The organism is Bacillota bacterium, from assembly GCA_029961055.1.
Lineage (GTDB): Bacteria > Bacillota > Sulfobacillia > JAIMAT01 > JAIMAT01 > JAIMAT01.
Genome location: JASBVM010000047.1, coordinates 36,237 through 60,445 on the forward strand (window position 1 = coordinate 36,237; position 24,209 = coordinate 60,445).

The 24,209-nt window shown below is 74.3% G+C and carries 26 protein-coding genes; 14 read left to right on the top strand and 12 right to left on the bottom strand.

Annotation, left to right across the window (positions count from 1 at the left end; all coding sequences use genetic code 11):
• Positions 1–15: 15 nt before the first annotated feature.
• From QJR14_09635 to QJR14_09680, 10 genes are all read right to left on the bottom strand, one after another.
• Positions 16–627, bottom strand: a complete 612-nt coding sequence (locus QJR14_09635) for a copper resistance protein CopC (GenBank protein MDI3317859.1) — start codon at positions 625–627, stop codon at positions 16–18.
• A gap of 16 nt (positions 628–643) precedes the next feature.
• Complete coding sequence (locus QJR14_09640; GenBank protein ID MDI3317860.1) at positions 644–1,336, bottom strand: response regulator transcription factor; 693 nt, start codon at positions 1,334–1,336, stop codon at positions 644–646.
• Positions 1,329–2,222, bottom strand: a complete 894-nt coding sequence (locus QJR14_09645) for a histidine kinase (protein ID MDI3317861.1) — start codon at positions 2,220–2,222, stop codon at positions 1,329–1,331. Before QJR14_09645 ends, QJR14_09640 begins: the two co-directional genes overlap by 8 nt.
• A complete protein-coding gene (locus tag QJR14_09650; protein MDI3317862.1) occupies positions 2,219–3,943 on the bottom strand; it encodes a cytochrome c oxidase assembly protein in 1,725 nt (574 codons plus the stop codon). The genes QJR14_09645 and QJR14_09650 overlap by 4 nt, the downstream gene beginning before the upstream one ends.
• Positions 3,944–3,993: 50 nt before the next feature.
• Positions 3,994–4,485, bottom strand: a complete 492-nt coding sequence (locus QJR14_09655; GenBank protein ID MDI3317863.1) for a copper chaperone PCu(A)C — start codon at positions 4,483–4,485, stop codon at positions 3,994–3,996.
• Positions 4,486–4,544: 59 nt separating this feature from the next.
• Positions 4,545–5,183, bottom strand: a complete 639-nt coding sequence (locus QJR14_09660) for an SCO family protein (GenBank protein MDI3317864.1) — start codon at positions 5,181–5,183, stop codon at positions 4,545–4,547.
• Between the two features lie 247 nt (positions 5,184–5,430).
• Entirely contained in the window at positions 5,431–6,783 is a 1,353-nt protein-coding gene (locus tag QJR14_09665) for an NCS2 family permease (protein ID MDI3317865.1), read from the bottom strand.
• Between the two features lie 96 nt (positions 6,784–6,879).
• Complete coding sequence (locus tag QJR14_09670) at positions 6,880–8,418, bottom strand: amidase (protein ID MDI3317866.1); 1,539 nt, start codon at positions 8,416–8,418, stop codon at positions 6,880–6,882.
• A gap of 193 nt (positions 8,419–8,611) precedes the next feature.
• Positions 8,612–8,737, bottom strand: coding sequence for a hypothetical protein (locus QJR14_09675; GenBank protein MDI3317867.1), 126 nt, complete (start codon positions 8,735–8,737; stop codon positions 8,612–8,614).
• Positions 8,738–8,860: 123 nt separating this feature from the next.
• The gene (locus tag QJR14_09680) at positions 8,861–9,790 is read right to left on the bottom strand and encodes a trypsin-like peptidase domain-containing protein (protein MDI3317868.1); all 930 of its coding nucleotides are present in this window, start codon (positions 9,788–9,790) and stop codon (positions 8,861–8,863) included.
• Positions 9,791–10,019: 229 nt separating this feature from the next.
• Between QJR14_09680 and QJR14_09685 the strand changes: the two genes are divergently transcribed.
• From QJR14_09685 to greA, 13 genes are all read left to right on the top strand, one after another.
• Positions 10,020–11,375, top strand: a complete 1,356-nt coding sequence (locus QJR14_09685; protein MDI3317869.1) for a hypothetical protein — start codon at positions 10,020–10,022, stop codon at positions 11,373–11,375.
• A gap of 77 nt (positions 11,376–11,452) precedes the next feature.
• Entirely contained in the window at positions 11,453–12,013 is a 561-nt protein-coding gene (locus tag QJR14_09690; GenBank protein MDI3317870.1) for a DUF2249 domain-containing protein, read from the top strand.
• Positions 12,014–12,018: 5 nt separating this feature from the next.
• Positions 12,019–12,360 carry a metal-sulfur cluster assembly factor gene (locus QJR14_09695; GenBank protein MDI3317871.1) on the top strand — a complete coding sequence of 114 codons (342 nt, stop codon included), beginning with the start codon at positions 12,019–12,021 and terminating at the stop codon, positions 12,358–12,360.
• Between the two features lie 308 nt (positions 12,361–12,668).
• Positions 12,669–13,409 (top strand): DUF2249 domain-containing protein, encoded by a 741-nt coding sequence (locus QJR14_09700; GenBank protein ID MDI3317872.1) that lies wholly within the window; start codon positions 12,669–12,671, stop codon positions 13,407–13,409.
• Positions 13,410–13,418: 9 nt separating this feature from the next.
• On the top strand, positions 13,419–13,919 hold the full coding sequence (locus QJR14_09705; GenBank protein MDI3317873.1) for a copper resistance protein CopD: 501 nt from the start codon (positions 13,419–13,421) through the stop codon (positions 13,917–13,919).
• Positions 13,920–14,032: 113 nt separating this feature from the next.
• Positions 14,033–15,085, top strand: coding sequence for a multicopper oxidase domain-containing protein (locus QJR14_09710; protein MDI3317874.1), 1,053 nt, complete (start codon positions 14,033–14,035; stop codon positions 15,083–15,085).
• A gap of 6 nt (positions 15,086–15,091) precedes the next feature.
• A complete protein-coding gene (locus QJR14_09715) occupies positions 15,092–15,337 on the top strand; it encodes a ferredoxin (GenBank protein MDI3317875.1) in 246 nt (81 codons plus the stop codon).
• A 110-nt stretch (positions 15,338–15,447) separates the two neighbouring features.
• Positions 15,448–16,152, top strand: coding sequence for a Crp/Fnr family transcriptional regulator (locus QJR14_09720; GenBank protein ID MDI3317876.1), 705 nt, complete (start codon positions 15,448–15,450; stop codon positions 16,150–16,152).
• A gap of 233 nt (positions 16,153–16,385) precedes the next feature.
• A complete protein-coding gene (locus QJR14_09725; GenBank protein MDI3317877.1) occupies positions 16,386–17,531 on the top strand; it encodes a TIGR04053 family radical SAM/SPASM domain-containing protein in 1,146 nt (381 codons plus the stop codon).
• 63 nt (positions 17,532–17,594) lie between these two features.
• Positions 17,595–18,965, top strand: coding sequence for a hypothetical protein (locus QJR14_09730; protein ID MDI3317878.1), 1,371 nt, complete (start codon positions 17,595–17,597; stop codon positions 18,963–18,965).
• 26 nt (positions 18,966–18,991) lie between these two features.
• The gene (locus QJR14_09735; protein ID MDI3317879.1) at positions 18,992–19,477 is read left to right on the top strand and encodes a M67 family metallopeptidase; all 486 of its coding nucleotides are present in this window, start codon (positions 18,992–18,994) and stop codon (positions 19,475–19,477) included.
• A 114-nt stretch (positions 19,478–19,591) separates the two neighbouring features.
• The gene (locus QJR14_09740; protein ID MDI3317880.1) at positions 19,592–19,948 is read left to right on the top strand and encodes a helix-turn-helix domain-containing protein; all 357 of its coding nucleotides are present in this window, start codon (positions 19,592–19,594) and stop codon (positions 19,946–19,948) included.
• 750 nt (positions 19,949–20,698) lie between these two features.
• Positions 20,699–21,196, top strand: coding sequence for a transcription elongation factor GreA (gene greA, locus QJR14_09745; GenBank protein MDI3317881.1), 498 nt, complete (start codon positions 20,699–20,701; stop codon positions 21,194–21,196).
• A gap of 21 nt (positions 21,197–21,217) precedes the next feature.
• Here greA and QJR14_09750 read toward each other — a convergent pair whose 3' ends face one another.
• Together QJR14_09750 and QJR14_09755 are read right to left on the bottom strand one after the other, a co-directional pair.
• On the bottom strand, positions 21,218–21,964 hold the full coding sequence (locus QJR14_09750) for an SIS domain-containing protein (GenBank protein MDI3317882.1): 747 nt from the start codon (positions 21,962–21,964) through the stop codon (positions 21,218–21,220).
• 82 nt (positions 21,965–22,046) lie between these two features.
• Positions 22,047–23,108, bottom strand: a complete 1,062-nt coding sequence (locus QJR14_09755) for an LCP family protein (protein ID MDI3317883.1) — start codon at positions 23,106–23,108, stop codon at positions 22,047–22,049.
• Positions 23,109–23,243: 135 nt separating this feature from the next.
• Between QJR14_09755 and QJR14_09760 the strand changes: the two genes are divergently transcribed.
• Positions 23,244–24,200, top strand: coding sequence for an aldo/keto reductase (locus tag QJR14_09760; GenBank protein MDI3317884.1), 957 nt, complete (start codon positions 23,244–23,246; stop codon positions 24,198–24,200).
• The last annotated feature ends 9 nt before the right edge of the window (positions 24,201–24,209 follow it).

Genomic DNA, 24,209 nt, shown 5'->3' on the forward strand with positions numbered 1-24,209 from the left:
TTCAGGCCCCATGCGCTATCGCCGCAACCACCGGTCGACGAGGAAGACCGCGACGCCGCCGGCGACGAAGCCGACCGCCGCCCAGAGCACCGGGCTCCCCGCGGGCCGGGTGGCGGCCGCTTCCCGCGCGGGCTGGGCACCCGCCCCACTCGCGCCCGCCCCACCGGCGGAGGCGGGGGCCGCACCGGTCGGCGGCGTCGAGCCGGCGGAAGCGGAGCCCGAGCCGGAGGCCGAAGAGGAGGCGACGCGGAAGGTGAAGCTTCCGCTCAGCTTGTGGCCGTCGCTGGAGAGGTTCTGCCAGTCGACCGTGTAGACGCCGGGCGGCAGGTCCGGCTTGAGCGGCACCTGCATCGACCGGTTCCCGGCCAGGACGTGGCTCGGTCCCGAGGTGACCGGATGGCCCCCCGCGTCGACGACCGTCATCGAGGAGAACGAGGGCTCGATCTCCTCGCCGAAGGTGGCGGTGACGGCGGCCGGGGAGTGGTCGAGCACGCTGCCGGGGGCGGGATCGGACCGGACCAGGTGGGCGTGCGCCGAGACCGCCTGCAGCGGAACGAAGGCGGCCAGCGCCACGGCCAGAAGGAGCGCGGCGAGCCGCGGCCGCGGGTGGTGCATGCTTCCTCGCATGGCTGACGACCTCCCGTCACGAGGTGGGTTGTGCGGGACGCCCCCGGGGCGGACGGACCAGACCGCTTCCGTAGGCGTACGAGGCCAGCTGCGTCCGGTTGCGCAGGTGCAGCTTGGCCAGGATGTTGCGCAGGTGGTTCTTCACCGTCGCCGGCGAGAGGTGGAGCCGCCGGGCGATCTCGTCGTTCTGGAGACCGGCGGCGGTCAGGCGCAGCACCTGCGTCTCGCGCTCGGTCAGCGGCGGGGCGGCCTCGTCCCCGCCGGGCGAGGGCGCGGGGTTGGTGGAGGCGAACTCGGCCACGATCAGGGCGGCGATCTCGCGCGAGATCGGCATGCCCTGCGAGACCACCTGGCGCAGGTACTCGATCCAGTGGCCCGGGTCCAGGTTCTTCAGGAGGTAGCCCTGGGCGCCGTTGCGGATCGCCTGGAAGAGGTCGGCCACGTCGCTGGAGACGCTCAGGATGACCACCACCGAGCTGGGCGAGAGGGCGCGAAGCCGGCGCGTCGCCTCGATGCCGCCGATGCCCGGCATGCGCACGTCCATCAGCACCAGGTCCGGCGCCAGCTCCCCGGCCACGCGCAGCGCCTCCTCCCCCGAGGCCGCCTCGCCCACCACCGCGAAGTCGGGCGCCTCCTCCAACACCGTGCGGATGGCGCGGCGGGCGAGGGCGCTGTCGTCCACCACCAGCGTCCGGACCGGTTCAGGCACCGCCCGCCGCCTCCACGCGCGGCTCCCGCACGGCGAGAGGGCCGCCGCGCAGTCGGAGCTCCGTCCCGCGGCCCGGCGCGCTCTCCAGCGCCAGCTCCCAGCCCGCCTCCGCCGCCCGCCGGCGCATCAGGGCGAGCCCGAACCCGCGCGGCACCCGCTCCGGATCGAAGCCCACGCCGTCGTCGGCGATGGTGAGCAGGAAGCGCCCGGGCACCTCTTCGTTCCAGCCGACGCGGACCGTCTGCGCCCGGGCGTGCTTCCTCACGTTGACCAGCGCCTCGCGCACGATGGCCGCCAGCCGGCGGCGCTCCGCGGCTCGCAGCGGGAGCGGGGCGGGGAGGGGCGGCTCGCAGCGGAGGAGGATGCCGGATCCCAGGAGGACCTCTTCCATGACGCGGGAGAGGTCGTCCCCCGCCTCGTCGGCCGCTTCCTCCTCGGACGCGCGCAGGCGCCGGAGGGCCCGGCGCACCTCCGCGTCCACCTCCCCCAGGGCGGCCAGCACGTCGTCCATCGCGCCGCTCAGCTCCTCCGGCGCCCTCTGGCGGAGGTGGCGCAGCTCCACGCCCAGGAAGAAGAGCGCCTGCAGGACCCGGTCGTGCAGCTCCGCCGCCACCGCCTCGCGCTGCTCCAGCGCCAGCCGCGCCGCGCGCTCCGCCTCCGCCCGCCGGATCCAGCGCGCCATCAGCCGGAGGACGACGCGGAAGTAGACGAGGCTGCCCAGCAGGGCCAGCGCCCCCGTCGCCAGGTTGCCCAGCGGCGTCGGCATCCGCTCGAAGAGCGGCAGGCCGTGCCGGAGGAATTCGAAGCCGCCGGCCATCGCCGCGGGGAGAAGGATGGCCGGCCAGAGAATGCGCCCCGGGATGAAGGCGGCGGTTTCCCTCGTCATCCCCGTGCCTCACCTCCCGCGGGCTCCGCCTCCAGCCGCCCGAGCAGGAGCGCCAGCTCGACCAGGGTGGCCAGGCCGAAGAAGAGGCCGAAGCCCATCATCACCGCCCCCGCCAGCTGCTGGTCCAGCATCACCGGGAGGCCGTAGATCCAGGGCTGGGCGAAGCTCGCGTAAAAGCTGTAAATGGGCGTGGGACTGAACAGGAACCAGATGGGGATGGTCTCCCCGACCAGGAAGGCGAAGCCGAAGTAGGCGACGCCCACCCCCGGCCCGAAGCGCCCCCGCCGGCCCGGCAGGAGCCCCACCGCCGGCGCCCAGAGGAGGAGCGCCGTGAGGAGGAAGGTCAGGTGCTCCGCGTCGTGCACCCAGACGGCGCCCTCCGCCAGGTTGTAGAAGAGCGGCGCGTGCCAGAGGAGCAGCAGCGTGTGGAAGGCGAACCAGCCAGGCCACGGCCGCTCCGCGACGCGGGCCGCCAGCCGGCCCGCATGCTGCGCGAGCCTTGGCGCCAGGCGGCGGCGCGCCCCCTCGGGCAGCGCCCAGGGAAGGACCGCCAGCGGCGCGCCCAGCAGCAGGAGCGGCGCCGCGACCATGATCAGCAGGTTGTGTTCCACCATGTGGAAGGTCATCAGGTGGTCGGCCAGCGCGTCCACGGGCGACTCCACCGCCGCCACCCCCGCCGCCAGGCCGCCGAACCAGGCCAGCGCGCGCCAGGCGGGCAGCGCCGGCCTCGGGCTCCTCGCGCGGAGCCGGTACCCGCCGAGCCCGTAGGCGGCCGCCAGCAGCACGGCGGGCAGCCAGACGGGGGCGTCGGACCGCCAGGGGCCGGTGAGGAGGACCGTGCGGATGTCGGTGCCCACCAGGCGCGAAGGGTCCTCCAGCGCGGCGCGCGTCACCGGACTGGCATAGGTGCGCTGGGTGCGGAGGAAGGCGACGATGGCGTCGATCTCCTGCGCCTGCAGCTTCCTGGGCAGCCGCATGGTGGTACCCGGCTTCACCCCCGCCGGGTCGCGCAGCCAGGCGGCCAGGTGCGCCTCGTCGGCCGGCACCAGCGCCATGGCGCCCACGCCCAGCCGGTCGCCGATCCCCGTCAGATTGGGCCCCGCCTTGCCCTGGGCCGGCGTGCCGTCGATGGTATGGCAGCTGCTGCATCCCGCCGACCCGTCGAAGAGCCGCCAGCCGGCCAGCGCCTCGCCCCCCAGGCCGCGGAGCCCCACCGGATGCCGGTGCGAGGCGACCCAGCGGGCGAAGTCGGAGGGCGACTCCGCCACCACGCGCAGGCGCATGTTGGCCTCGTTGAGCCCGCAGAGCTGCTTGCACTCACCCCAGTAGACGCCGGCGCGCCGCGCCACCATCAGGCCCTGGTCGGGCCTCCAGGGGTCGGCGGTCAGCTGGCCGACCAGGTCCTGCACCCAGAAGCTGTGGATCACGTCGGCCGAGCGGACCTCCAACGCCACCGGCCTGCCCACCGGGATGTGCAGCTCGTTGGCCGTGACGAAGCCGTACTGCGGGTAGCGGAACTCCCACCACCAGGTGTGGCCGATCACCTGGACGCGGAGCGCCTGCGAGGGCGTCGCCCGGGAGGCCGGGGGGAGGAAGCGGTAGACGGCCGCGCCGGCCAGGACGAGAAGCATGAGGAAGGCCAGCCCGAGGCGGGGGTGACGGAGACGGAGGCCCCCGGCTGCCAGCTCAAGCGTCGGACGGCGCCAAGCCCTGCCGCGCACGCGATCGCCGCTCCTTCCCCGTGCCTGTCTCCGACCCGGTCACACGCCGGTCACATCCCCGGCATGGCGGCCGCCGCGCTCCGCACCTCCACGGGCACCTCGACGAGGCCGGCCCGCCGGAAGCGGAGCTGGAGCTGGAAACGGTCGCCCGGCCGGAGGCTCCTCCGCAGGTCGAAGAGCATGATGTGGTAGCCGCCCGGCGCCAGCGAGAGGCTCTTTCCGGCGCCCACCTCCAGCCCGCCGGTGACCGGCTGCATCTCCATCACCCCGCCGTTCATCCTGCTCTGGTGGAGCTCGGCGCGGCCGGCCACGTCGGTGCGGACGTCGAGCAGCCGGTCCGCCTGGCCGGTGGGGTTCTCGATGGTCAGGTAGACGGCGGCGTTCTGGCCGGCTTCGGCGGCCCGCGCCCAGGCCTGGCGGAGGCGAAGCGAGTTCTTTCCGGAGGCGGGCGAGGCGGCCCGGGCGGCGCAACCCGCCAGGAGCAGGAGCGAGGCGACCGCCGCCACCGCGGCCCGTCGCATCCACCGTGGACGTGCTTCCATCTGCTTCCTAGACCTCCTCGCCCGGACGCGAGGCGGCAGGCCCGCTGCTCCGCCTGCCGCTAGCGCCCGGCCAGGATGAGACGGACGTCGTGCAGCATCGCCTCCGGCCGGGTGCCGAAGGAGAAGAGAAGCCTGAGCTGACCGCGCGGGTCGATCAGATAGACGTAGGACGAGTGGTCGACCAGGTAGGTGGCGGCACCGGCGGCCTGCCGCTTGTGGACGTAGACCCCGTACTCCTTCCAGACCGGCTGCAGCTGCCCAGGGCTTCCCGTCAGGCCGATGGCGGCCGGCTCGAAGCCGAAGGGCTCCAGGTAGCCCGCCATGCGGGCGGCCGTGTCCCGCTCGGGATCGACGGTGACGAAGAGCACGCGCACCCGCCGGGCGTCGGCCCCCAGCCGCTCCTGGACCTGGCGCAGGTCGGAGAGGGTGGTGGGGCAGACGTCCGGGCAGGTCGTGTAGCCGAAGTAGAGCAGGACCACCTTCCCGCGCAGCGACGCGAGGTCGAAGCTCCTCCCCCGCGTGTCGGTCAGCCGGAAATCCGGAGCCTGCGCAGGCGGCTGGAGAAGCTCGCCCTGGAAGCGGGGAGGCGCCAGCAGTTGCAGGCGCCAGGCCGCCGCCGCCACGAGAAGGAGGGCGGCTCCGGCCAGCCCCAGCCAGAGGCCCACCCTCCGCCTTCGCCCGAGCTGCCCGTTCCGCACGCGACGTCACCCCAGACAGGCTGACGGAACATCTGCCGCACGACAATTGTAAGCGAAGCAATTGTAAGAAGGGTGGAGGGGGGGTGGGATAGCCCGAAAGAACCATTTCTCCATGGCAATGTGCGTAAACGTTCCGGCCGGGGCGGGCCCATGCGCGCAGCGGATGACGGCCCGCGGCAGCGCGAGAGGGCGGCGCGCCCGCCGGCGCACCGCCCTCTCGGCTCGTCACGGATCGTTCGAATGCGCTTCAGGCAGGCAGGACGAAGCTGAGCGCGAAGAGCGCCGCCACGATCCAGAGCGCCCAGTGGACCTCCCGCGCCCGCCCGGTGGCCAGCTTGATGACGCAGTAGCTGATCAGGCCGTAGCCGATGCCGCGCGAGATGCTGTAGGTGACCGGGATGGTCAGCAGCGTGACGAAGGCCGGGAAGGCGTCGGCGAAGTCGTCGAAGGGGATGTCCCTGACGGCGCTCATCATCAGGAAGCCGACCACGATCAGCGCCGGCGCCGTCGCCTGGGAGGGCACCATCAGGAAGAGCGGCGCGAAGAAGACCGAGACCAGGAAGAGGAGCCCGGTCACGAGCGAGGTGAGCCCGGTCCGGCCGCCCTCGGCCACGCCGGCCGAGGACTCGACGTAGGTGGTGACCGAGGAGGCGCCGAAGAGGCCGCCCACCATCGCCGCCAGCGAGTCGACGAGCAGGATGTTGCGCAGGTTGGGGAGGCGCCCTTCCTTGTCCAGGAGGCCGGCTTCGCCGCCCACGGCCACCACCGTGCCCATGGTGTCGAAGAAGTCGGTCATCATGAAGGCGAAGACCGCGGCCAGCATGCCCAGCCGGAGGGCCCCGGCGATGTCCAGCTGCCCGAAGGTGGCGAACGAGGCGGCGCCCGGCACCTCGAAGAGGCGCGTGGTCACGTGCGTGATGCCCATGGGGATGCCGATCAGGGTGGTGCCGATGATCCCCAGGAGGATGGCGCCCCGGATCCGCAGCGCCACCAGCGCCGCGGTCAGGAGGAGCCCGATGACGGTCAGGATGACGCCCTTGTCGGTGACGGAACCGAAGGTGACCACGGTCGCCGGGCTGGCCACCACCAGCTTCGAGTTGACCAGGCCGATCAGGGCGATGAAGAGGCCGATGCCGACGCCGATCGCCTTCTTCAGGTGGAGCGGGATGGCGTTCATCACCGCCTCGCGCACGTTGGTCAGCACCAGCAGCGTGACGATGGCACCCTCGACGAAGACGACGCCCATGGCCGTCTGCCAGCTGACGTGCTGGCCGGCGACCAGGCCGTAGGTCAGGGCGGCGTTCAGCCCCATGCCCGAGGCCAGCGCGAAGGGTGCGTTGGCCACCAGTCCCATGGCGATGGTCATGATGCCGGCCGCCAGCGCCGTCGCGACCGCCGCGCCGGCCTTGGGCACGCCCGCGTCGCCCAGGATGGCCGGGTTGACAAAGAGGATGTAGGCCATGGTCATGAAGGTGGTGAGACCGGCCGTCACCTCGGTGGAGAGGCTGCTCCCCCGCTCGCGCACGCGGAAGAGCCGCTCGAGGAAGGAGTCGGATCCCGCCGCCGCGCGCGCTTCCTGCTCCGCCTGCAAGACGCCCACCGCAAGCCCTCCTCAAAAACCGAACGTTCGGAATGACAGAGAAAAGAACGATCGGAAACCGGTGCGAGTGTAGCACCTCTCGGAGGGCGGTGGCAACTAGCCGGCACTGGGCAGGAAGCGCGGCGGCCGCCGTGCCCGTGTCGCCTGCTCGAAGGCGTGGGCGATGCGGAGCAGGGTTGGCTCGCTCCAGGCGGTGCCCATGAAGGTGATCCCCACCGGCAGCCCGCGGACGGAGCCGGCGGGGACCGTGATCAGGGGATAGCCGGCCCGGGCCGCCGGCCCCGAGCTTCCCCAGACGCCCTGGTCGCCGTTGACCGGATCGATCAGCCAGGCCGGCCCCCCGCTGGGTGCCACGAGCGCGTCGAGGCGGTGGGCGCGCAGGACCGCGTCGATCCCCTCCTCACCCCCCAGCCGGCGGCTCCGGGCCAGAGCCTCGCGGTAGGCCGGCTCCGTCAGCGGCCCCTTCTCCGCGGCCATGAGGAAGAGCTCCTGCCCGAAGAAGGGCATCTCCTCGGCGGCGTGCGCCTCGTTCCAGGCGATCAGCTCGTCCAGCGTCCGCACCGGGACGCCCGGCCGCCCCGCCAGGTAGGCCTCCAGGTCGGCCTTGAACTCGTAGAGGAGGACGGTCATCTCGGCGTCGTCCTCCTTGTAGCGGGTGGGCGAGGGGAGGTCGGCGGGGTCGACCAGCTCCGCGCCCAGCTCGCGCAGGGCCTGGAGCGCCCCCTCGCAGACGGCGTCCGCCTTCTCGCTGAACCCCCAGAAGCCCTGGCGGGCGACGCCGATGCGGACCCCGCGCAGGTCGCCGCCCAGGAAGCGCGTGTAATCGCCGGCCGCCTTCGCCGCCGCGGCCCTGGTGGCGGGATCGCGCTCGTCCGGCCCGGCGATCGCCGAGAGGAGGAGCGCCGCGTCGCGGACCGTGCGCGCGATGGGCCCCACCGTGTCCTGGCTGTGCGCGATGGGGACCACCCCGGCGCGGCTGGTCAGGCCGACCGTCGGCTTCAGCCCCACCACTCCGCAGGCGCTGGACGGGCTGACGATGGAGCCGTCGGTCTCGGTTCCCAGGGCGGCCGCGCAGAGGTTGGCGGAGACGGCGGCGGCGGAGCCGGAGCTGGAGCCGGAGGGATTCCGGTCCAGCGCGTAGGGATTCCGCGTCTGGCCCCCGCGGCCGCTCCAGCCGCTGATGGAGTGGGTGGAGCGGAAGTTGGCCCACTCGGAGAGGTTGGCCTTGCCCAGGAGGACGGCGCCGGCGGCGCGGAGCCGCTCCGCGACGGTGGCGTCGCGGGGCGCGGGCGTCCCGGCCAGCGCCAGCGAGCCGGCGCTGGTCTGCATGCGGTCACCCGTGTCGATGTTCTCCTTGACCAGGACGGGGATCCCGTGGAGGGGGCCTCGGACCCGGCCCTCCCGGCGCTCGGCGTCGAGGCGTGCGGCGATCGCCTCGGCGTCGGGGTTCAGTTCCAGCACGGAGCGGAGGCCGGGGCGACCGCCCGGCTGGTCGCGGTCGAGGAGCGCGATCCGCTCCAGGTAGAGGCGGGTGAGGGCGAGCGAGGTCAGCTCGCCGCGCGCCAGGGCGGCCTCGAGGTCGGCCAGCGTCGCTTCCTCCAGGGGGGCGAAGTCGGGCGTTGTCACGGCGATCACCTCCGGGTCGTGGCGGGAGCCCGGTCCGCCCAGGGAGCGGCTCCGGGTCGCCCGTCGCTGGCTTCGCCCCGGCGGGGCCGCTTCCCTGTGAGGGGCAGGACGACCGGGCTTTCCGCCGCCTCCGGGGGGGGGCGACGGGGGGAACGAAAGACCCCCTGCGCACCGCGCAGGGGGTGGGCGGGCCATCCCCCCTCTACCGGAGGAGCGCCGCCCGCCGCAGACGGAGAAAGGCGCCGAGCCAGTCCTCCAGTTCGACCCAGGCGACCACCGCCGAGGTCAACAGGGCCACCAGGAACGCATCGGCCAGCCACCAGGTCATCCCCACAGCCCCCTCCTCGCCTGCCGGCCGGGCAGACCGTCCCGGTCACACCGGGACGGGTGCGGAGCCCTTGTAAAAACGTTTGTTACTACACCTAGTATGCGTATTCCTGCCACCGGGCGCTCATCTCGGAGGGGATCCGCCGCCGCGACCCCCCTGGCTCGAGATCCGGTCGTAGGCCGCCACCGCCCGGGCGACCTCCTGGGCGGGGATGTAGCTGAGCGTGGCGGCGCCGGCGCTTCCTCCCACGCTGGTGAGAAGGCCGAGCCAACGCCCCTCCAGGAGGCCTCCGGCCTGGGGCAGGGCGAGAAGGGCTCCGCCGGAGCAGCCGGGCAGCGCCGCCGGCGCCTCGGTGGCCACCGTCGCCCCCTCGAAGCCCGTGGCCGACGTCCCTCCGCCGCGAAAGGCGACCGGGAAGGACTGGAAGGACCAGGCGGGGCCGCGGACGCAGTCGACCTCCCCTGCCGTCGCCGCCGCCGGCGCCCCGCTCGGGTCGCTCGAGCCGGTTCCGCCGCCCGCCCCCGCGGGGGCGACCGCGGGAAGCGGGAAGGGCGTCACCTGGTTCGGGTCCAGGGAGGGCACCTCCAGCACCGCCAGATCCACCCCGTCGGCCAGGAAGACCTTCCTCGCCGGCAGCGCCTCCGGGGAACCGGGCAGGTGGACCGCGACGCCCAGCCAGGTGGCGCCCGGCGGCCCGAGCACGTGCGCCGCGCTCACCACCAGGATCCGCCGCGGTCGATCCGGAAGCGGGGCGGCCACCACCGTTCCCGTCCCGGTCCGGCGCCCCGCCTGCCCCGCCTGCACGTAGTCCGCCTCCACCCCCACCTCGCCGGGCGCGGGCGTGGAGCGCTCCGGAGCGGGGGGTGTCCCCAGGTCCACGAGACGGCCGCCGGCCGGCTGGGCGGCGGCCGGAGCCCGACCCTGCGTCCGGGAAGACGCTCCAGCCCCCGCCAGGGGCCTCCCCTGCGGGACGGCGAAACTGACGAAGCCCACCAGCGTCATGGCCACCAGGAAGCGACGCAGGTGGCGGAAGATCGCCCGTCCGTCACGCAACCGCGTCACCTCCGCCGCCTCTCGACAGGGCCATGGTGGCTCCGGCCGCTCACAAGAGGACGAGATGGCGCTGAGAAAACGATAAGAAGACGCCCCGCCCGGCGGCGTGTGACCGCGATCACGGCGCCGGCACCGCTGCCCGCCTACGCTGGGGCCGCGGGCTGGCGCGGCGCAGACCGCCGCCTCCGGCGGTCGCGAGCGCCGGCGCCCGCGGAGGAAGGTGGCCCGGATGCCTTCGACCCGCGTCTCGCGCTGGACCCCCCGCTTCTTCGCGGTGGCGTTGCTCTGCTTCCTCGCCGCCCAGTCCTGGATGGCGGCGGGGTTGACCTGGCCCTTCCGGTCGCCGGGCTCGCCGGGGACGCTGGTGGCGGTCCACCTCCTCACCGTGGGTTGGCTGACCACGCTGATGCTGGGCGCACTCCACCAGTTCGTGCCGGTCATCACCGCCGGCGCGCCCGCGAGCGAGCGGGCGGCCGGATGGACGCTGGCGCTGGTGGCGGGCGGGCTCGCCCTGATGCTGACCGGCTTCCTGGCCTACGGGGCGGGCGCCTGGCCGCTGGCGCTGGCGCTGCCGCCGGGCGGCCTGTGGGTGGCGGCGGGCGCCTGGCTCGCCGCCGCGCAGCTCGGCCGGACGCTGGCGTCGGCGCGGCCGCTGCCGCTGCCCGCCCGGTACGTGGCGGGCGGCCTTCTCTTCCTCGTGCTGGTGCCTGCGCTGGGGGCGGCGCTGGCGCTGGCGGTGGTGGTGCCCGAGCGGGTCGGCCTCGCCGGGGCGGGCTTCCTGCTGGGGAGGGGGCTGTCGCTCCACCTGCTCGCGGGGCTGGGCGGCTGGTTCACGCTCACCGCCATGGGCGTCGCGCTCAAGCTGCTCAGCATGTTCGCCCTGGCGCCGGAGGATCGCGGCCGCCTGGGAGCCTGGGCCTTCGGCCTGGCGGCCGCGGGTCTGGGCCTCGCCTGGCTCTTCGGCTGGGGAGGCGCGGGGTGGGCGGCGCCGGCCGGGCTGGGCCAGGCGGCGGCTGCCGCGGGCGTGGCGCTCTACCTGGCCGACATGGTCCGGCTCTACGGGCAACGGCGGCGGAAGCGGCTCGAGCTCAACGCCGCCTTCGCCGCCTGGGCCCTGGCGGCACTGGGCCTGGAGCTCCTGGCGCTGGTGCTGGCGCGCCTCGCCGGCGGGCTGGCGGAGTGGGCGCCGGTGCTGGTCCAGCTGGCTCTCTTCGGATGGCTCTCCGGTCTCGGGCTCAGCCAGCTGGTCAAGATCGTCCCCTTCCTCACCTGGGTCGAGCGCTACGGGCCGCTGATGGGCCGCGCCCCGGTCCCCCGCGTGCAGGACCTGCTGGACGAGGGGCGGGCACGGCCGTGGCTCGTCGCCTACTTCGCCGCGGCGGCGACCGGGGTGGCGGCGGCCGCCGGCATCGTGGCGAGCGGCGGGGCGGGGGCCGCGGCCGCCGGCTGGTCGGCCGTCTGGAGACTGGCCGTGCTGGGCCAGCTCGTGGGCACGGCCGGCCTGGGGCGGGAGCTCTGGCAGGTCCGCCGGGCCCGGCCGGCGACATCGGCGACCGCGCCCTCGATGGTGGCAGGACGGCGGTGAGCGGTGCCCGGTCCGCCCGGCCGCCGGGGACCGCGGGTGGGGAGGGCGGGAGGAGATCGACGACGGGAGGGGTCGACATGCGGGAAGGCAGGACGGCGGCGGTCTCGCTCCGGACGCTGGACGTGCGCGACGACCTGCGGGCGGGGCGGGAGCCGCTGGGGCGGATCCTCGAGGCGGTGCGGCAGCTGCGCGAAGGCGAGGGGCTCCGGCTCCTGGCCACCTTCGAACCGCTGCCCCTCTACCGGGTGCTGGAAGCCAGGGGGTTCGAGCACCGGGCGCGCCGCCTGGAGGGCGGCGACTGGGAGGTGACCTTCCTGCCCCGGGAGGGCGGCCGGGGTGGCGGGGCCGCGGACACGGCCGTCGGCCGCGCCGGTGGAGGTGACGGAGAGGGCGGGGCGTGGCCGGAACCGGTTCGCTTCCTGGACAACCGCGGGCTGGAACCGCCCGAGCCCATGATCCGGATCCTCCAGACGCTGGAGGAGATGGCGCCGGGCGAGGTGCTGGAGGCGGTCAACGAGCGCGAGCCGGTCTTCCTCTACCCGGAGCTGGAGGCGCGGGGTCACGCCATCCGGAGCGAGAGGCGGCCGGACGGCGTCCACCTCCGGATCCGGCGGGGGCAGGCGGGAGAGGGGAGGTGAGGCGCGTGCGCGAGGAAGATCGCGGGCAGCCGGCGCCCGCCGCCGACCCGGGCCTGGAACCGCGGCTCTGGGAGGCGCTGCGCGAGGTCTTCGATCCCGAGCTCGGCTACAACGTGGTCGACCTGGGCCTGATCTACGGCCTCGAGGTGGAGGGCGGCCGCGTCCGCGTGGTGATGACCATGACCACCCCCGGCTGCCCGGCCGGCGACATGCTGGAGGAAGGCGTCCGCCAGCGCCTCCTCCAGCTCCCCGGCGTCGAGCGGGTGGAGGTCCGCCTGGTCTGGTCGCCACCCTGGACGCCCGGGATGATGAGCGACGATGCCAAGCGCTACTTCGGCTTCGCCTGAGGGGGTGGCGGCGATGGAGAAGCGCGAGGCGCTCCAGGCGCTGGCGGGGCTGAGGGCGGGCGGGTTCGATCCCCTGGCGGAGGGGCGCTGGAGACGGAGGTCCTGGCGCGGATCCCCTTCGAAGAACCCTCGCGCCAGGGGCGGCGGGCCGGCCTCTTCCCGCCCCGGAGCCCGGCGGGCTCGGCGTACGCGGAGCTGGCCCGGCGGGTGGCCAGGGAGCTGGGGCTGGAGGGGGAGGCGGTCCCCCTGGCTGCGGGCAGGCCCGCGGGGAAGGAGACCGAGAAGGAAGAGGAAGCGGGGGATGGGGCATGACGGAGAGCGTTCGCCCCGAGGTCGCCGGGGCGGGGCGGGAGCCGGCGCCCGACCCGAACCGGGCGGCCCGGGAGCAGATCGTCCGGCACCATGCGCAGCTCCTGGCGGGGCTGGAGCGCCGGACCCGGGAGCTGGTGACGGCGCCGGAGGACGGGTGGGCGGCGGCGCGGCAGGCGCTGCTCGACTACGTCGACGCCGAGCTCCTGCCGCACGCGCGCGGGGAGGAGAGAACGCTCTACCGGCAGGCGGTGAGGCTTCCGGAGCTGGCGCTGCTCGTCGACTCGCTCTTCGGAGAGCACCGTCGCATCGCCGAGCTGCGGGAGGCGGTGAAGGGCGCCTCCTCCCCCCTGGAGGCGTCGCCCGCCGCCGGCGGCCTGCTGGAGATCTTCCGCCTGCACGCCGAGAAGGAGAACCGCTACGTCGTCTCGGCCCTGGCGGCCGACGCGGGCACCGACCTGGAGGCGCTCCTGGGCCGGCTCCACGAGCGGAGCCAGCCGGGGGAGGGGCTGCTCGACGTCCGCCACCTGCCGCCCGCCGAGCGGCACCGCCGGATCTTCGCCACCTGGCAGGAGCTCGAACCGGGGGATTCCTTCCTCCTCGTCAACGACCACGATCCCGCGCCGCTCCACTACCAGCTGGCCGCCGAGCAGCCGGGCCGCTTCAGCTGGGAGGTGCTCGAGGCGGGTCCGGCGGTCTGGCGGGTGCGGATCGGCCGGCGGGCGGAGACGGGCAGGTGACGGGGCGCGGTGTCGGTCCCCTGGGCGCGGTGGGTCCTCTTCCTTCACCTGGCGGCGGCCATCTTCTGGATCGGCGAGATGCTGACGCTCTCGCTCATCCTGGTCCCCGCCTCGCGCAAGCTGGGCGGCGCCGCCGAGCGCGCGCGGCTCTTCCAGGCGGTCGGCCGCCTCTCGCGGCCCTGGATGCTCGGCGCCCTGGCGGTGCTGATCGCGACCGGCCTCGGCAACCTGGCCTTCCGCGGCGTGGGCGGGACAGAGCTGCTCGCGCCCTCGTTCTACGCTTCCGGCTTCGGGCGGCTCCTCGGCCTGAAACTCGGGCTGGTGACGGTCATCCTGCTCCTCACCCTCCTGCACGACCGGGTCAGCCTGCGCTCGGCCGGCGGCCTCCCGGCCGCCCCGGGCGATGCGGGGGCGGCCTGGCCCAGCCGGCTCAGCGCCTGGCTCGGCCGCCTCAACCTGCTCGCCAGCCTTGCGGCCGCCTATGTCGGCCTCCGACTCCTGACGGGCTGAGGACGACCGCCTCCACCTTCCCGGGGGAGGGGGCGCTGAGCGGCCGGGCGTGACCGCGGTCACAGAGGGGTGGGCGGCCTCGCCCTAGCCTTGTCAGCGGGGAGGGGAGGATCGTGCAGGGGAAGCCGACCGTACGCTGGAAGCTGCTGTCGACCGCCGCCCTCCTGGCCGCGGTGGCGTTCGTCGCCGGCTGCAGCTCCGCCGCATCGCCGGCGGGGGGCGGAGGGGAGCCTGCGGCGACGAAGGGCCCGCAGGCCGCGGCGCAGGGGCCGCAGGCCGCCGCCGAGGCCGGACGGATGCTCACCGGGCGCTGCCCGAGCCCGAAGCCGGTGCCCCTGGCCTTCCGGCGCCAGGGGTCGCACGTCTGGGTGGAGCTGGTGGCGGAGCCGGCCACCCTGCCCATCGCGCCCGACCGCTGCTACCGGGCCTGGACCTTCGACGGGCAGGTGCCCGGGCCGGTCATCCGCCTGCGCCAGGGCGACCTCGTCACCTTCACGCTGGTCAACCGCGACCCCGAGATGGCCCACTCCATCGACTTCCACGCCGCGCGGACGCCCTGGAGCGTCAACTACCAGCCGGTCCTGCCCGGTCAACGCCTCACCTTCACCTTCCAGGCCGCCGACCCGGGGGTCTTCCTCTACCACTGCGGTGTGGCGCCCGCCATCCAGCACCTGGCCAACGGCATGTACGGCGCCGTCATCGTCGATCCCAAGGAAGGGCGCCCGCCGGCGCGCGAGTTCGTCCTGGTGGAGGGCGAGTGGTACCGCTCGGACGACCCCGACGCGCTGCCGACGCAGGCGCCCGTCTACACCGTCTTCAACGGCTATGCCGACCGCTACCTCCGCCACCCGCTCGCGGCGCGGCCGGGCGAGCGCGTCCGCTTCTACGTGGTCAACGCGGGGCCGAGCCGGTTCGCCTACTTCCACGTGATCGGCGCGATCTTCGACCGGGTCGAGACGGACGGGAATCCGGCCAACCTCCTCCGGGGCGTCGCCGGCGCCGTGATCGGGCCGGGCGGTGCCGCCGTCTTCGAGACCCGCTTCCCGGAGGCGGGCAAGTACCTCTTCGTCAACCATGCCTTTGCGGATGCGGCGCGCGGCGCGACGGGCGAGATCGACGTGCGCCCGCAGGCGCCCGCGCAGCCGCTCATGCCCATGGAGCCGTGAGCCGCGATGCGCGTCACCGTCGACCAGGAGATCTGCATCGGCTGCCCGTTCTGCGAGTCGGTCTGCATCGAGCTCTTCCGCGTGGACGGGGGTCTCGCCTTCGTCCTCCTCGACCCCGTCCCCCCGGAGCTCGAGGCGTGCGCCCGGGAGGCGGCGGAGGCCTGCCCGGTCGGGTGCATCGCGCTCCACGCCGACGACGAGCCGGTCGAGCCCCGCCTCCTGGCCTCGATCCTGCGGGAGCCCGCCCCCTGAGGCAGGGGCGCCGGGCGATCCGGCCGGACTCGCCCGGCGCCGGTCGCGAGGCTCTCGCCGGGCCGTGCCGGCGCTCCCGGCCGTGGTAGCCTTGCGGGAGGGGGAGGTCCATGCCCAGCGACGGCCGTGTCTCCGAGCTGCTGGCGCGGAGCCCGATCTTCACCGGCCTGGATCCGGGCTCCCTCGCGGCCATCGGCGCGCTGCTCCGCCGCCGGCAGCTGGCGCCCTCCCAGGTGCTCTTCGAACAGGGCGAGCCCGTCACCGACCTCTTCGTCATCGAGAGCGGCCTGATCAAAGCCTTCGTCCTGACGCCGGGAGGGCGGCAGCAGACCATCAACCTGCTGGGCGCGGGCGAGGTCGTGCCCCACGTGGGCTTCCTGGAAGGAAGCACCTATCCCGCCACCGCCACCGCCCTCGAGCCGACCACCCTCTGGGCGCTCGGGCGCGACCCGCTGATGGCGCTCCTCCGCCGGGACGCCCAGCTCGCCATCCGCCTCCTGGAGATCACCGCCCGGCGGCTGGCCGAGCTCCAGCACCGGCTCCAGGAGACCGCGCTGGGCGACCTCCGCCAGCGCGTGGCCTATGCGCTGGTCCGCCTGGCGAGCGAGCACGGGCGCGGCGAGGGCCGCTGGCGGACGCTCCCGGCGGGGATCACGCACCAGGAGATCGCCAACCTGGCGGGGGTCAGCCGCGAGAGCGTCAGCCGCATGATGAGCCGCTTCCAGCGGAACGGCTGGGTGCGCGAGGGAGCGGAAGGCCATCGCCTGGACGTGGCGGCGCTCGCCCGGGAGATGGAGGGGTTCGACCGCCGCTGAGGGAGGGCCGTCCTTCGGCCCCTCGCCCGGTCGCGCTAGGGCGGACACCCGATTGCCTCCACTCGGATCCTTGTTCTGTGAGCCCTCTCACTTCGCGCGTCGCTCTCCTCGCCTACGGTGGTCGCGGGACGACGCTCCGGCCGGTGGCTTCCGGGGGGCACCTGGCCTGCGGGCGGTCCGCGAGATGCTCTCCGCGAGACGCTCTGGAGACGCTCCGGGAGGAGGCGGGGGCCATGCCGGCCCTGGCATTCGATCAGAAGCCCTTCATCGTCATCTGGGAGACGACGCGTGCCTGCCAGCTGGCCTGCCGCCACTGCCGGGCGCGGGCGGTGCGCCGGCGCCACCCCGGCGAGCTGAGCACCGAAGAGGCCTTCGGCCTCGTCGACCAGCTGGTGGAGATGGACCGGCCGCTCTTCGTGCTGACAGGCGGCGACCCCATGGAGCGCGACGACCTGGTGGAGATCGTCCGCTACGCCAGCGCGCGGGGGCTCGTCACCTCCATCACGCCCAGCGCCACGCCCAGGGTGACCTTCGAGCGCATGCGGGCGTTGCGCGAGGCCGGTCTCGCCCACTGGGCGTTCAGCCTGGACGGCTCCACCCCGGAGATCCACGACCGCTTCCGCGGGTTCCCCGGGACCTTCGCCCTGACCATGGAGAGAATCGGCTGGCTTCGGCAGCTCGGGATCCCCCTGCAGATCAACACCACCGTCAGCCGTTTCAACGTGGACGACCTGCCGGCCATGGCGGAGCTGGTGGAACGGCTGGGGGCGGTCCGCTGGAGCCTCTTCTTCCTGATCCCCACCGGCCGCGCGCGCCTGGGCGACCTGCTCTCGCCCGAACAGCACGAGCAGGTCCTGCTCTGGCTCGACGACCTGAGCCGGCAGGTGCCGTATGACATCAAGACCACCGAGGGGCCCCAGATCCGCCGCATCCGGGCGATGCGCGAGGCGGCGGCGACGGGAGGAGGGTCGCCGTCCGCGGAGGACGCCGAGGTCGTCGAGACGGCGACGGAGGCCGGTCGGAGGGAGGCGGGGGGCGTCCCGCGCAGCCGGCGGCCGGTCTGGGACGGAAACGGCATCCTCTTCGTCTCCCACGTGGGGGAGGTGTACCCGTCCGGCTTCCTCCCCGTGGTCGTGGGCAGCGTGCGCGAGACGCCCCTGGCCCGGCTCTACCAGGGGTCGCCCGTCCTGCAGGCGCTGCGCGACCCCTCCCGGTACCGAGGGAAGTGCGGCTACTGCCCGTTCCGCCGGCTCTGCGGCGGCTCGCGGGCACGCGCCTATGCCGTGACGGGAGAGTACCTGGAGGCCGATCCCTTCTGCACCTACATTCCCGACCCGCGCGCCGCCGCGCGGGAAGGGACCGGGGCTAGGGCGGGCTGAGCCGCGGCTCCGGCCGGCGCCGTTCTCCCAGCGGATGTGGATCGAGAAAGGGGGGAAGGCCGGATGCAGCCGCTGACCCTGGAGCGGCGCCCGGAGGCGGCTCTGCCCCTCGGCCAGATGGCCCTGGCCACGGCCGGCCTGGCGCTCTTCTCGCTCGCCGTCGGCCTGCTCGGGCCGGACCTGTTCGGGCCGGACGGCTGGCGAACCCCGGCGGCGCTCCTGACGGTTCACCTGGCGACGCTCGCCTGGTTGACGCCCTTGATGATGGGCGCGCTCTACCAGCTCGTCCCCGTGGTGCTCCACCTGCCCCTGGCGCTGCCGGGCTGGGCCGTTCCGGCCCGGCGTGTCTACACGCTGGGGCTGGTGCTCTTTCTCGCGGGCCTGGCCGCATGGAGCGGCGTGCCGGGCTTCGGCTGGCTGGCCGCCCGGCCCTCGGCCGCCTGGATCAGCCTGGCCGCCGGAGGAAGCCTCCTCGCCCTGGCGATCCTCGTCTTCCTGGTGCAGATGGGCTTCACGCTGGCCGGCCTGCGGCAGGCCGGCTGGAGCCTGCAGGCGGCGGCGGTGCTGGCGGCCCTTCTGGCGCTGGCGGCTGTCGCCGGCTGGGGGCTGACGCTCGCCCTCAACCTGCGGCTCGGCTTCCTGGGGGCCGGGGTGGAGAAGCAGCTGGCGATCCACGTGACGCTGGGGCTGGGCGGGTGGTTCGGCAGCCTGGCCATGGGCGTCGGCTACCAGCTGATCCCCATGTTTGCGCCGACGCGCCACCTGGAGCTGCCGGAGGCCGGCTGGGTGCTGGGCGCTTGGCTGCTCGGCCTCGCCGGCGTCCTGGGCGGCCTCTGGCTTGCGCCTGCGAGCGTACGCTGGCTTCTTCTCCTCCCCGGGGCCTCCATGGTCGCCTGGGCCGGCGACGTCGTGCGCATCGTCCGCCGCCGCAGCCGCTCCCAGCCCATGCCCCTGGTCACCCGCTTCAGCCTGGCGGCCGCCCTGACCCTGGGCGCGGCCGCCCTCTGGGCGATGGCCGCCGCCTGGGGTCGGGCTCCGGGCGCGCCGGTGGCGCTGGGCGGCTTCCTGGCGCTGGCCGGTTACACGCTCCTGGGGGTGGGTCAGATGTTCAAGATCGTCCCCTTCGTCCTCTGGCAGCGCCTCTACCTGGCGGCAGGAAGCGTGCGCCCCTCCCCGGCGGCCCTCGCCTCGCCGCCACCCCCGCTCAAGACCGGTCTCTGGCTTCCCGAGCCTCCTGCGCAGCTGGCCCTGCCGCTCTTCCTGGTCGCCCTGGGGCTGGTCGCGGCGGGCGCGGCCGGCGGCCTCCCCGCCCTCCTCGTCCCGGGCTGCGTCCTCTGGGGGCTGGCCGGCCTGCTCTCGACCGGCCTGATCGGCTGGGCCTACCGGGCGGCGGCCCGCTCCGCCCGGGCGCTGGAGGGGTCCCGGCTGCGGTGATATCCTCCCGGCCGGGGGGGCGGACGTTGGAAGCGACCGGCGGGGAGCCGGCGCGGGGCGGGGACCGGCTCGAACTTCCCCGGGGGCTGGTGCGGGAGATGCTGGCCTACGCACGGAGCCAGCTCCCCAACGAGGCGTGCGGTCTCCTGGGCGGCCGGGCCGGCCGGGCCGAGCGCTTCTATCCGGCCACGAACCAGGAAGCCAGCCCCACCGCCTACTCCATCCCGGCGGAGGAACTCCTCCGTATCCTCACGAGCCTCGAAGGCGAGCAGCTCGAGCTGGTCGCCGTCTTCCACTCGCACCCGCGCGGTCGCGCCTATCCCTCGCCCGTCGACATCCGCCAGGCGTACTACCCGGAGGCCGTCTACCTGATCGCCTCGCTGGCCGGACCGGAGCCGGAGCTGCGCGGCTACCGCATCCGGCGCGGACGGGCGGAGAGGGTCGCCCTGGCGTTCCCGGGCGAAGGGAGCGCCTGGCGAGGGCGGCCCGAGGGGGCAACCGGGCGACTTTAGCAAGTTTCGGTTGGGAATAGTTGACGGAGCAGCGCCGGGGTGCAAGACTTCCGGTAAGGACCCCACGCGCGCAACAGTCAGCTGGCAGCATTCGCAGGGGAGGGGGCGCGGGCGATGTCGCAGGCCGGGCTCGAAGAGGAGCTGGAGCCGGAGCCGAGCCATGCCGGCCCGGTCCTCTGCGGGGAGTTCCAGCGCGCCGCGGAGCTGGTCGGGCGGCGCTGGGTGGTGGAGATCCTCTGGACGCTGGGCGAGGGACCGCTGCGCTTCATGCAGATCCGGCGGCGTGTGCCCGGGTTGAGCGACCGTCTCCTCTCGCAGCGCCTTCAGGAGCTGGAGCGGGAAGAGCTCGTGGCGCGCGAGGTGGACGCCTCCTCGCGCCCGGTTCGGGTCGCCTACGCGCTCACCTCCAGGGGCCGCGGGCTGGTCCAGGTGCTCCGCCACCTCCACGGCTGGGCTCACCAGTGGGTCTGAACGAAGCCTGGCGGCGCCGGAGGTTGACGCCTCACGCTCCCGCTTCGGTGAGGACGAGAAAGGGTCCCCGGGCCCGGTGGACTCGCTCGACGCCCAAGCCGGCCCGTACCACGTTCTCCGCGCGCGCCGGTCGATGCGGGTGCCTCTCGGACCGGCCACCAGCGGGTCGGAGGGATTCCTCGGCGGGCCGATGAACGGCCGGTGCCCAGGGCCGGACCGGGCACCCTGCAGAAGACGCAAGTGGCCAGCACCGTGTCGACCGAGCCGTCGCGGAAGGCCAGCCGTCGTGCGTCCGCCGCCTGGAGGATGACGGGGAGAGGGGCCTTCCCGTCCCGGGCATGTGCCAGCCTCTTCGGGCTGAAGTCGACGCCCGCCACCTCGCGGGTGGCGGCGGGACCGTCAAGGGGCGGGTTCTTCCCAGTGCCCGCGCCGATTTCCAGCGTCCGGCCCCGTGCCCGGAGCAGCGTCCGGCGGCGCCAGCCGTCTCGGATCCACCCATCCATGACGTCACAGACCCCAGACCCGGGCGTTCCGGTCCGCCTTGCGGCGAACCCTCTCGCTGAGGCGATCGCCGGGCGCGCCGCCTTCCCTCCGTGAGAACCCGTGAGCCGATCTGGGCGACGCGCCTCCCGGCGGAGGCGTCGGGCAGGAAACGCCTGCCATTGCCAGGCGGCAGGAGGCCGCGCATGAATAGATGAGCACATCGCATGCCTGGGCCCAAATCCCGTCCAGAGGGAGGCGGATGCGGCGGTGGATGAGGAGGTCATCCTCACCCAGGAAGGCTTGAAGAAGCTGGAGAGCGAGCTCGAGGAGCTGAAGAGGCGGCGGTTGGTGGTGGCCGCCCGGCTCCATGACGCCCGGGAACTGGGCGACCTCTCGGAGAACGGCGAGTACCAGGCGGCGCGGGAGGAGCAGGGCCAGCTGGAACGCCGGATCGCCGCGCTCGAGGCGACGCTCCAGAAGGCCAGGGTCGCCGACCCCCGCAGCAGCGATCCCGGCGCCATCGCGGTCGGCTCCCGGGTCGAGGTGGAGGTGGAGGACCCCGACGACCCGGGGCGCGAGGTGCTCCGGATCGTCGGGCCCTCCGAGGCGGACCCGGCCGCCGGCCGGATCTCCTACCAGTCGCCGGTGGGCTCCGCCCTCATGGGACGGAGGGCCGGCGAGACGGTGGAGGTGAAGCTTCCCGGCGGCGCGCTGGTCCGCTACAAGGTGCTGGATGTCCGGGTCGACGAACCGGCGTCCGGCTGAGGCCAGGGTCGGCCGGCCCGCTCACCAGACGCGGATCCGGCCCCGGTAGCGCTCCATCCGGCGCGCGTTCCGCTCGCTGGCGCCGTCCAGGTTCCCGCTCTCCCAGACCGGCGGCTCGAGGCCGCGCTCGACCAGCAGCGCGGCGGCGAGCGCGAAGATCGCCTGGACGGCGAAGATCCCCACCACCCCGGAGGCCGGAGCCAGCGGCTGCTCCAGGCCGGGGAGGCGGAGGAGACCTTCACCCAGGGGCGTTCCGGTGTCCACCACCACGTCGGCCACCTCGTAGAGCTTCCGGCCGGAGGAGTGGCGCGAGCCCACCGCCTGCGAGTACGGCAGGCTGGTGATGGCCACCACCGGAACGCCCCGCGCCCGGGCCTCCATCGCCACCTCGATGGGAGCCGCATTCCTCCCCGAGTTGGAGATCACGATCAGCACGTCGGCCGGGGTGAGCCTCCGGTGTTCGACGATCGCGCGCCCGAAGCCCTCCAGGCGCTCCAGGAACTCGCTCTTGGTCACGTCCTGGTGGCCGGTCAGGCTGGGCTCGAGGATGGCGTCGACCGGCACCAGGACGCCCGCCCGGTAGGCGACCTCCTCGGCGACCAGATGGGAGTGGCCCGTGCCGAAGGTGAAGACCACGCCCCCGCCCGCCACCGCATCCGCCACCAGCCTGGCCGCCTGCTCGACGGCGCCGGCCTCCCGCTCCACCAACCGTCTCAGCAGCGCCTCCACCCTGCGGCCATACTCCTGCAATACCTCTGCCGGCTTCATGCTCAGCCTCCTTCGGTCGCGGTCCCTTCCCGGGCCGCGAACCCACCTTCGCAACCGCCGGGCGCCTCTCCTCGCGCCGGCCTCACCCCGGCACCGGCAACGGGACGCGGCCCGGGAAGGGCGGCAGGCCGAAGGTGACCGCCACCACGCGCCGGATGGCGTCGGGGTGGGGGAGGAGGACGTCGGCGCCCGCGGGGGTGACCCAGTTGCTGACGGCGCCGTTGGCGTAGGCGAGGAGGCCGTGGGCGACGCGGTCCTGGGGGACGGCCTCCAGGGCGGCGGCGTAGGCGAGGACCTGGCCGGCGGGGAAGTCGGTGCGGATCGTCCTGCCCAGGTCGTCCAGGATGCGGGGGATCCGGGGCAGGTTCTGGACGCGCAGGAACTGCTGCTTGAGGGCGAGCAGGAGCTGCTGCTGGCGCTGGGCGCGGCCCAGGTCGCCCAGGGGGTCGGCGTGGCGCTCGCGCACGTAGTCCAGGGCCATCTGGCCGTCCATGTGCTGGACGCCCTTGGGGATGAGCAGGTGCCGGTAGTGGATCATGTCGGGGGCGGGGAAGCGGGGGTCGTCGAGGGTGTAGGGGACGTCGACGGTCACCCCGCCGAGGTCGTCGATCAGGCGGCGGAAGCTGTCGTAGTCGAGGACGACGTAGTAGTCGGGGCGGATGCCGGTCAGCTGGGCGACCACCTGCTTGACCAGCGGCGCGCCGCCGAGCTCGTAGGCGGTGTTGATGCGGTCGTGGCCGTGGCCGGGGATGGGGACCCAGAGGTCGCGCGGGATGGAGAGGAGCGCGGCGCGCTGGCGGCCGGGATCGAGCCGGGCGAGCAGGATGGAGTCGGTCAGGGGCGGCTGGTGGAGCGTCTGCGCCTGCTGGACGCCCAGCACCAGCACCGAGACCGGCGGCAGATCCCCGGTCATCGCCTCGGCCACGGAGACCGCGGGTGGGGCGGTCGCCGCCCGCGCCGCCGGCGGCAGCCTGGGCGCGAAGGAGCGGTGGGCCCCGGCCGCGGCGAGGAGCGCCAGGAGGAGGAAGGAGGCTCCGGCGAGAAGCCAGCGGCGGCGCCCGGGTTCAGGGAGGTCCCCCCGCGCGGGGGAGGGGGGCGGGGGCGCGGCCGGGGCGGCGCTGTCGCGCTGTGCTTCCTGGTTCACGGGTGCTCCTCCTCTCCGCGTTCGGGTGGGAGAAGGATGTGCGGAGGGCAGGCGCTTCTTGCACTTGGTCACCTTGTACGCCGCCCGGTGCCGGATCAGACCGGGGACGAGGCGAGCGAGGAAGGGGGCGCGGCGATGACCGGCTCTGCGGCCGCCGGAACGCCCGGGGTGGAGCTTCCGCGGCGCGAGATCCCGGGGAGCCGGGTCTGGATCCCCGTCATGGGCCAGGGCACCTGGGGGATGGGGGAGGCGCGGGCCCGCTTCGCGGCGGAGGTGGAGGCGCTCCGCCTGGGCATCGAGGAGGGGCTGACGCTCATCGACACCGCCGAGTTCTACGGGGCGGGCGGTGCGGAGCGGGTGGTGGGCGAGGCGGTCCGTGACTGCCGGGAGCGGGTCTTCCTGGTCACCAAGCTCTGGCCTTCGCACGCCGGGCGGAGCGAGGCGCTGGCCGCCCTGTCGTCGGCGCTCAAGCGGCTCGGCACGGAGTACGTGGACGCGGTCCTCCTCCACTGGCCCACCCGATCGGTGCCCCTCGAGGAGACGCTGGCGGCCTTCCGGGAGATGCGGGAACGGGGCCTCGCCCGCTTCACCGGCGTCAGCAACTTCGACCTCCGCTGGCTCCAGGCCGCCGGCCGGGCGCTGGGGAGCGGAGAGCGGCTGGTCTTCGACGAGATCCCCTACGGTCTGGGCGACCGGCGCGCCGAGCGCTCGGTCCTGCCCTGGGTCAGGGAGCATGGGCTGCTGGCCCTGGCGTACAGCCCCCTGGCCCACGGCCGCTTCCGCCGCTGGCAGGGCTGGGAGCGGCTGGAGGCATTGGCCCGGCGGCTCGGGCGGACCGCCACCCAGCTGGCGCTGGCCTGGCTGGTCCGGCAGCCGGCGGTGGTCGCCATCCCCAAGGCGGTGCGGCCGGAGCACATCCGGCAGAACGCCGAAGCGGCCCGCCTCCCGCTGGACGAGGCGACCCTGGCCGAGATCGAGGCGGCCTTCCCCGCTCCCGGGCGGGAGCTGCGACCGGCGCTCCCGCCCTACAACCTCTTCTTCCGGCTGGCCTGGGCCGCGACGCACCGGCGGGCACCGGGCGGCCCGGCCTGAGCGGGCGGC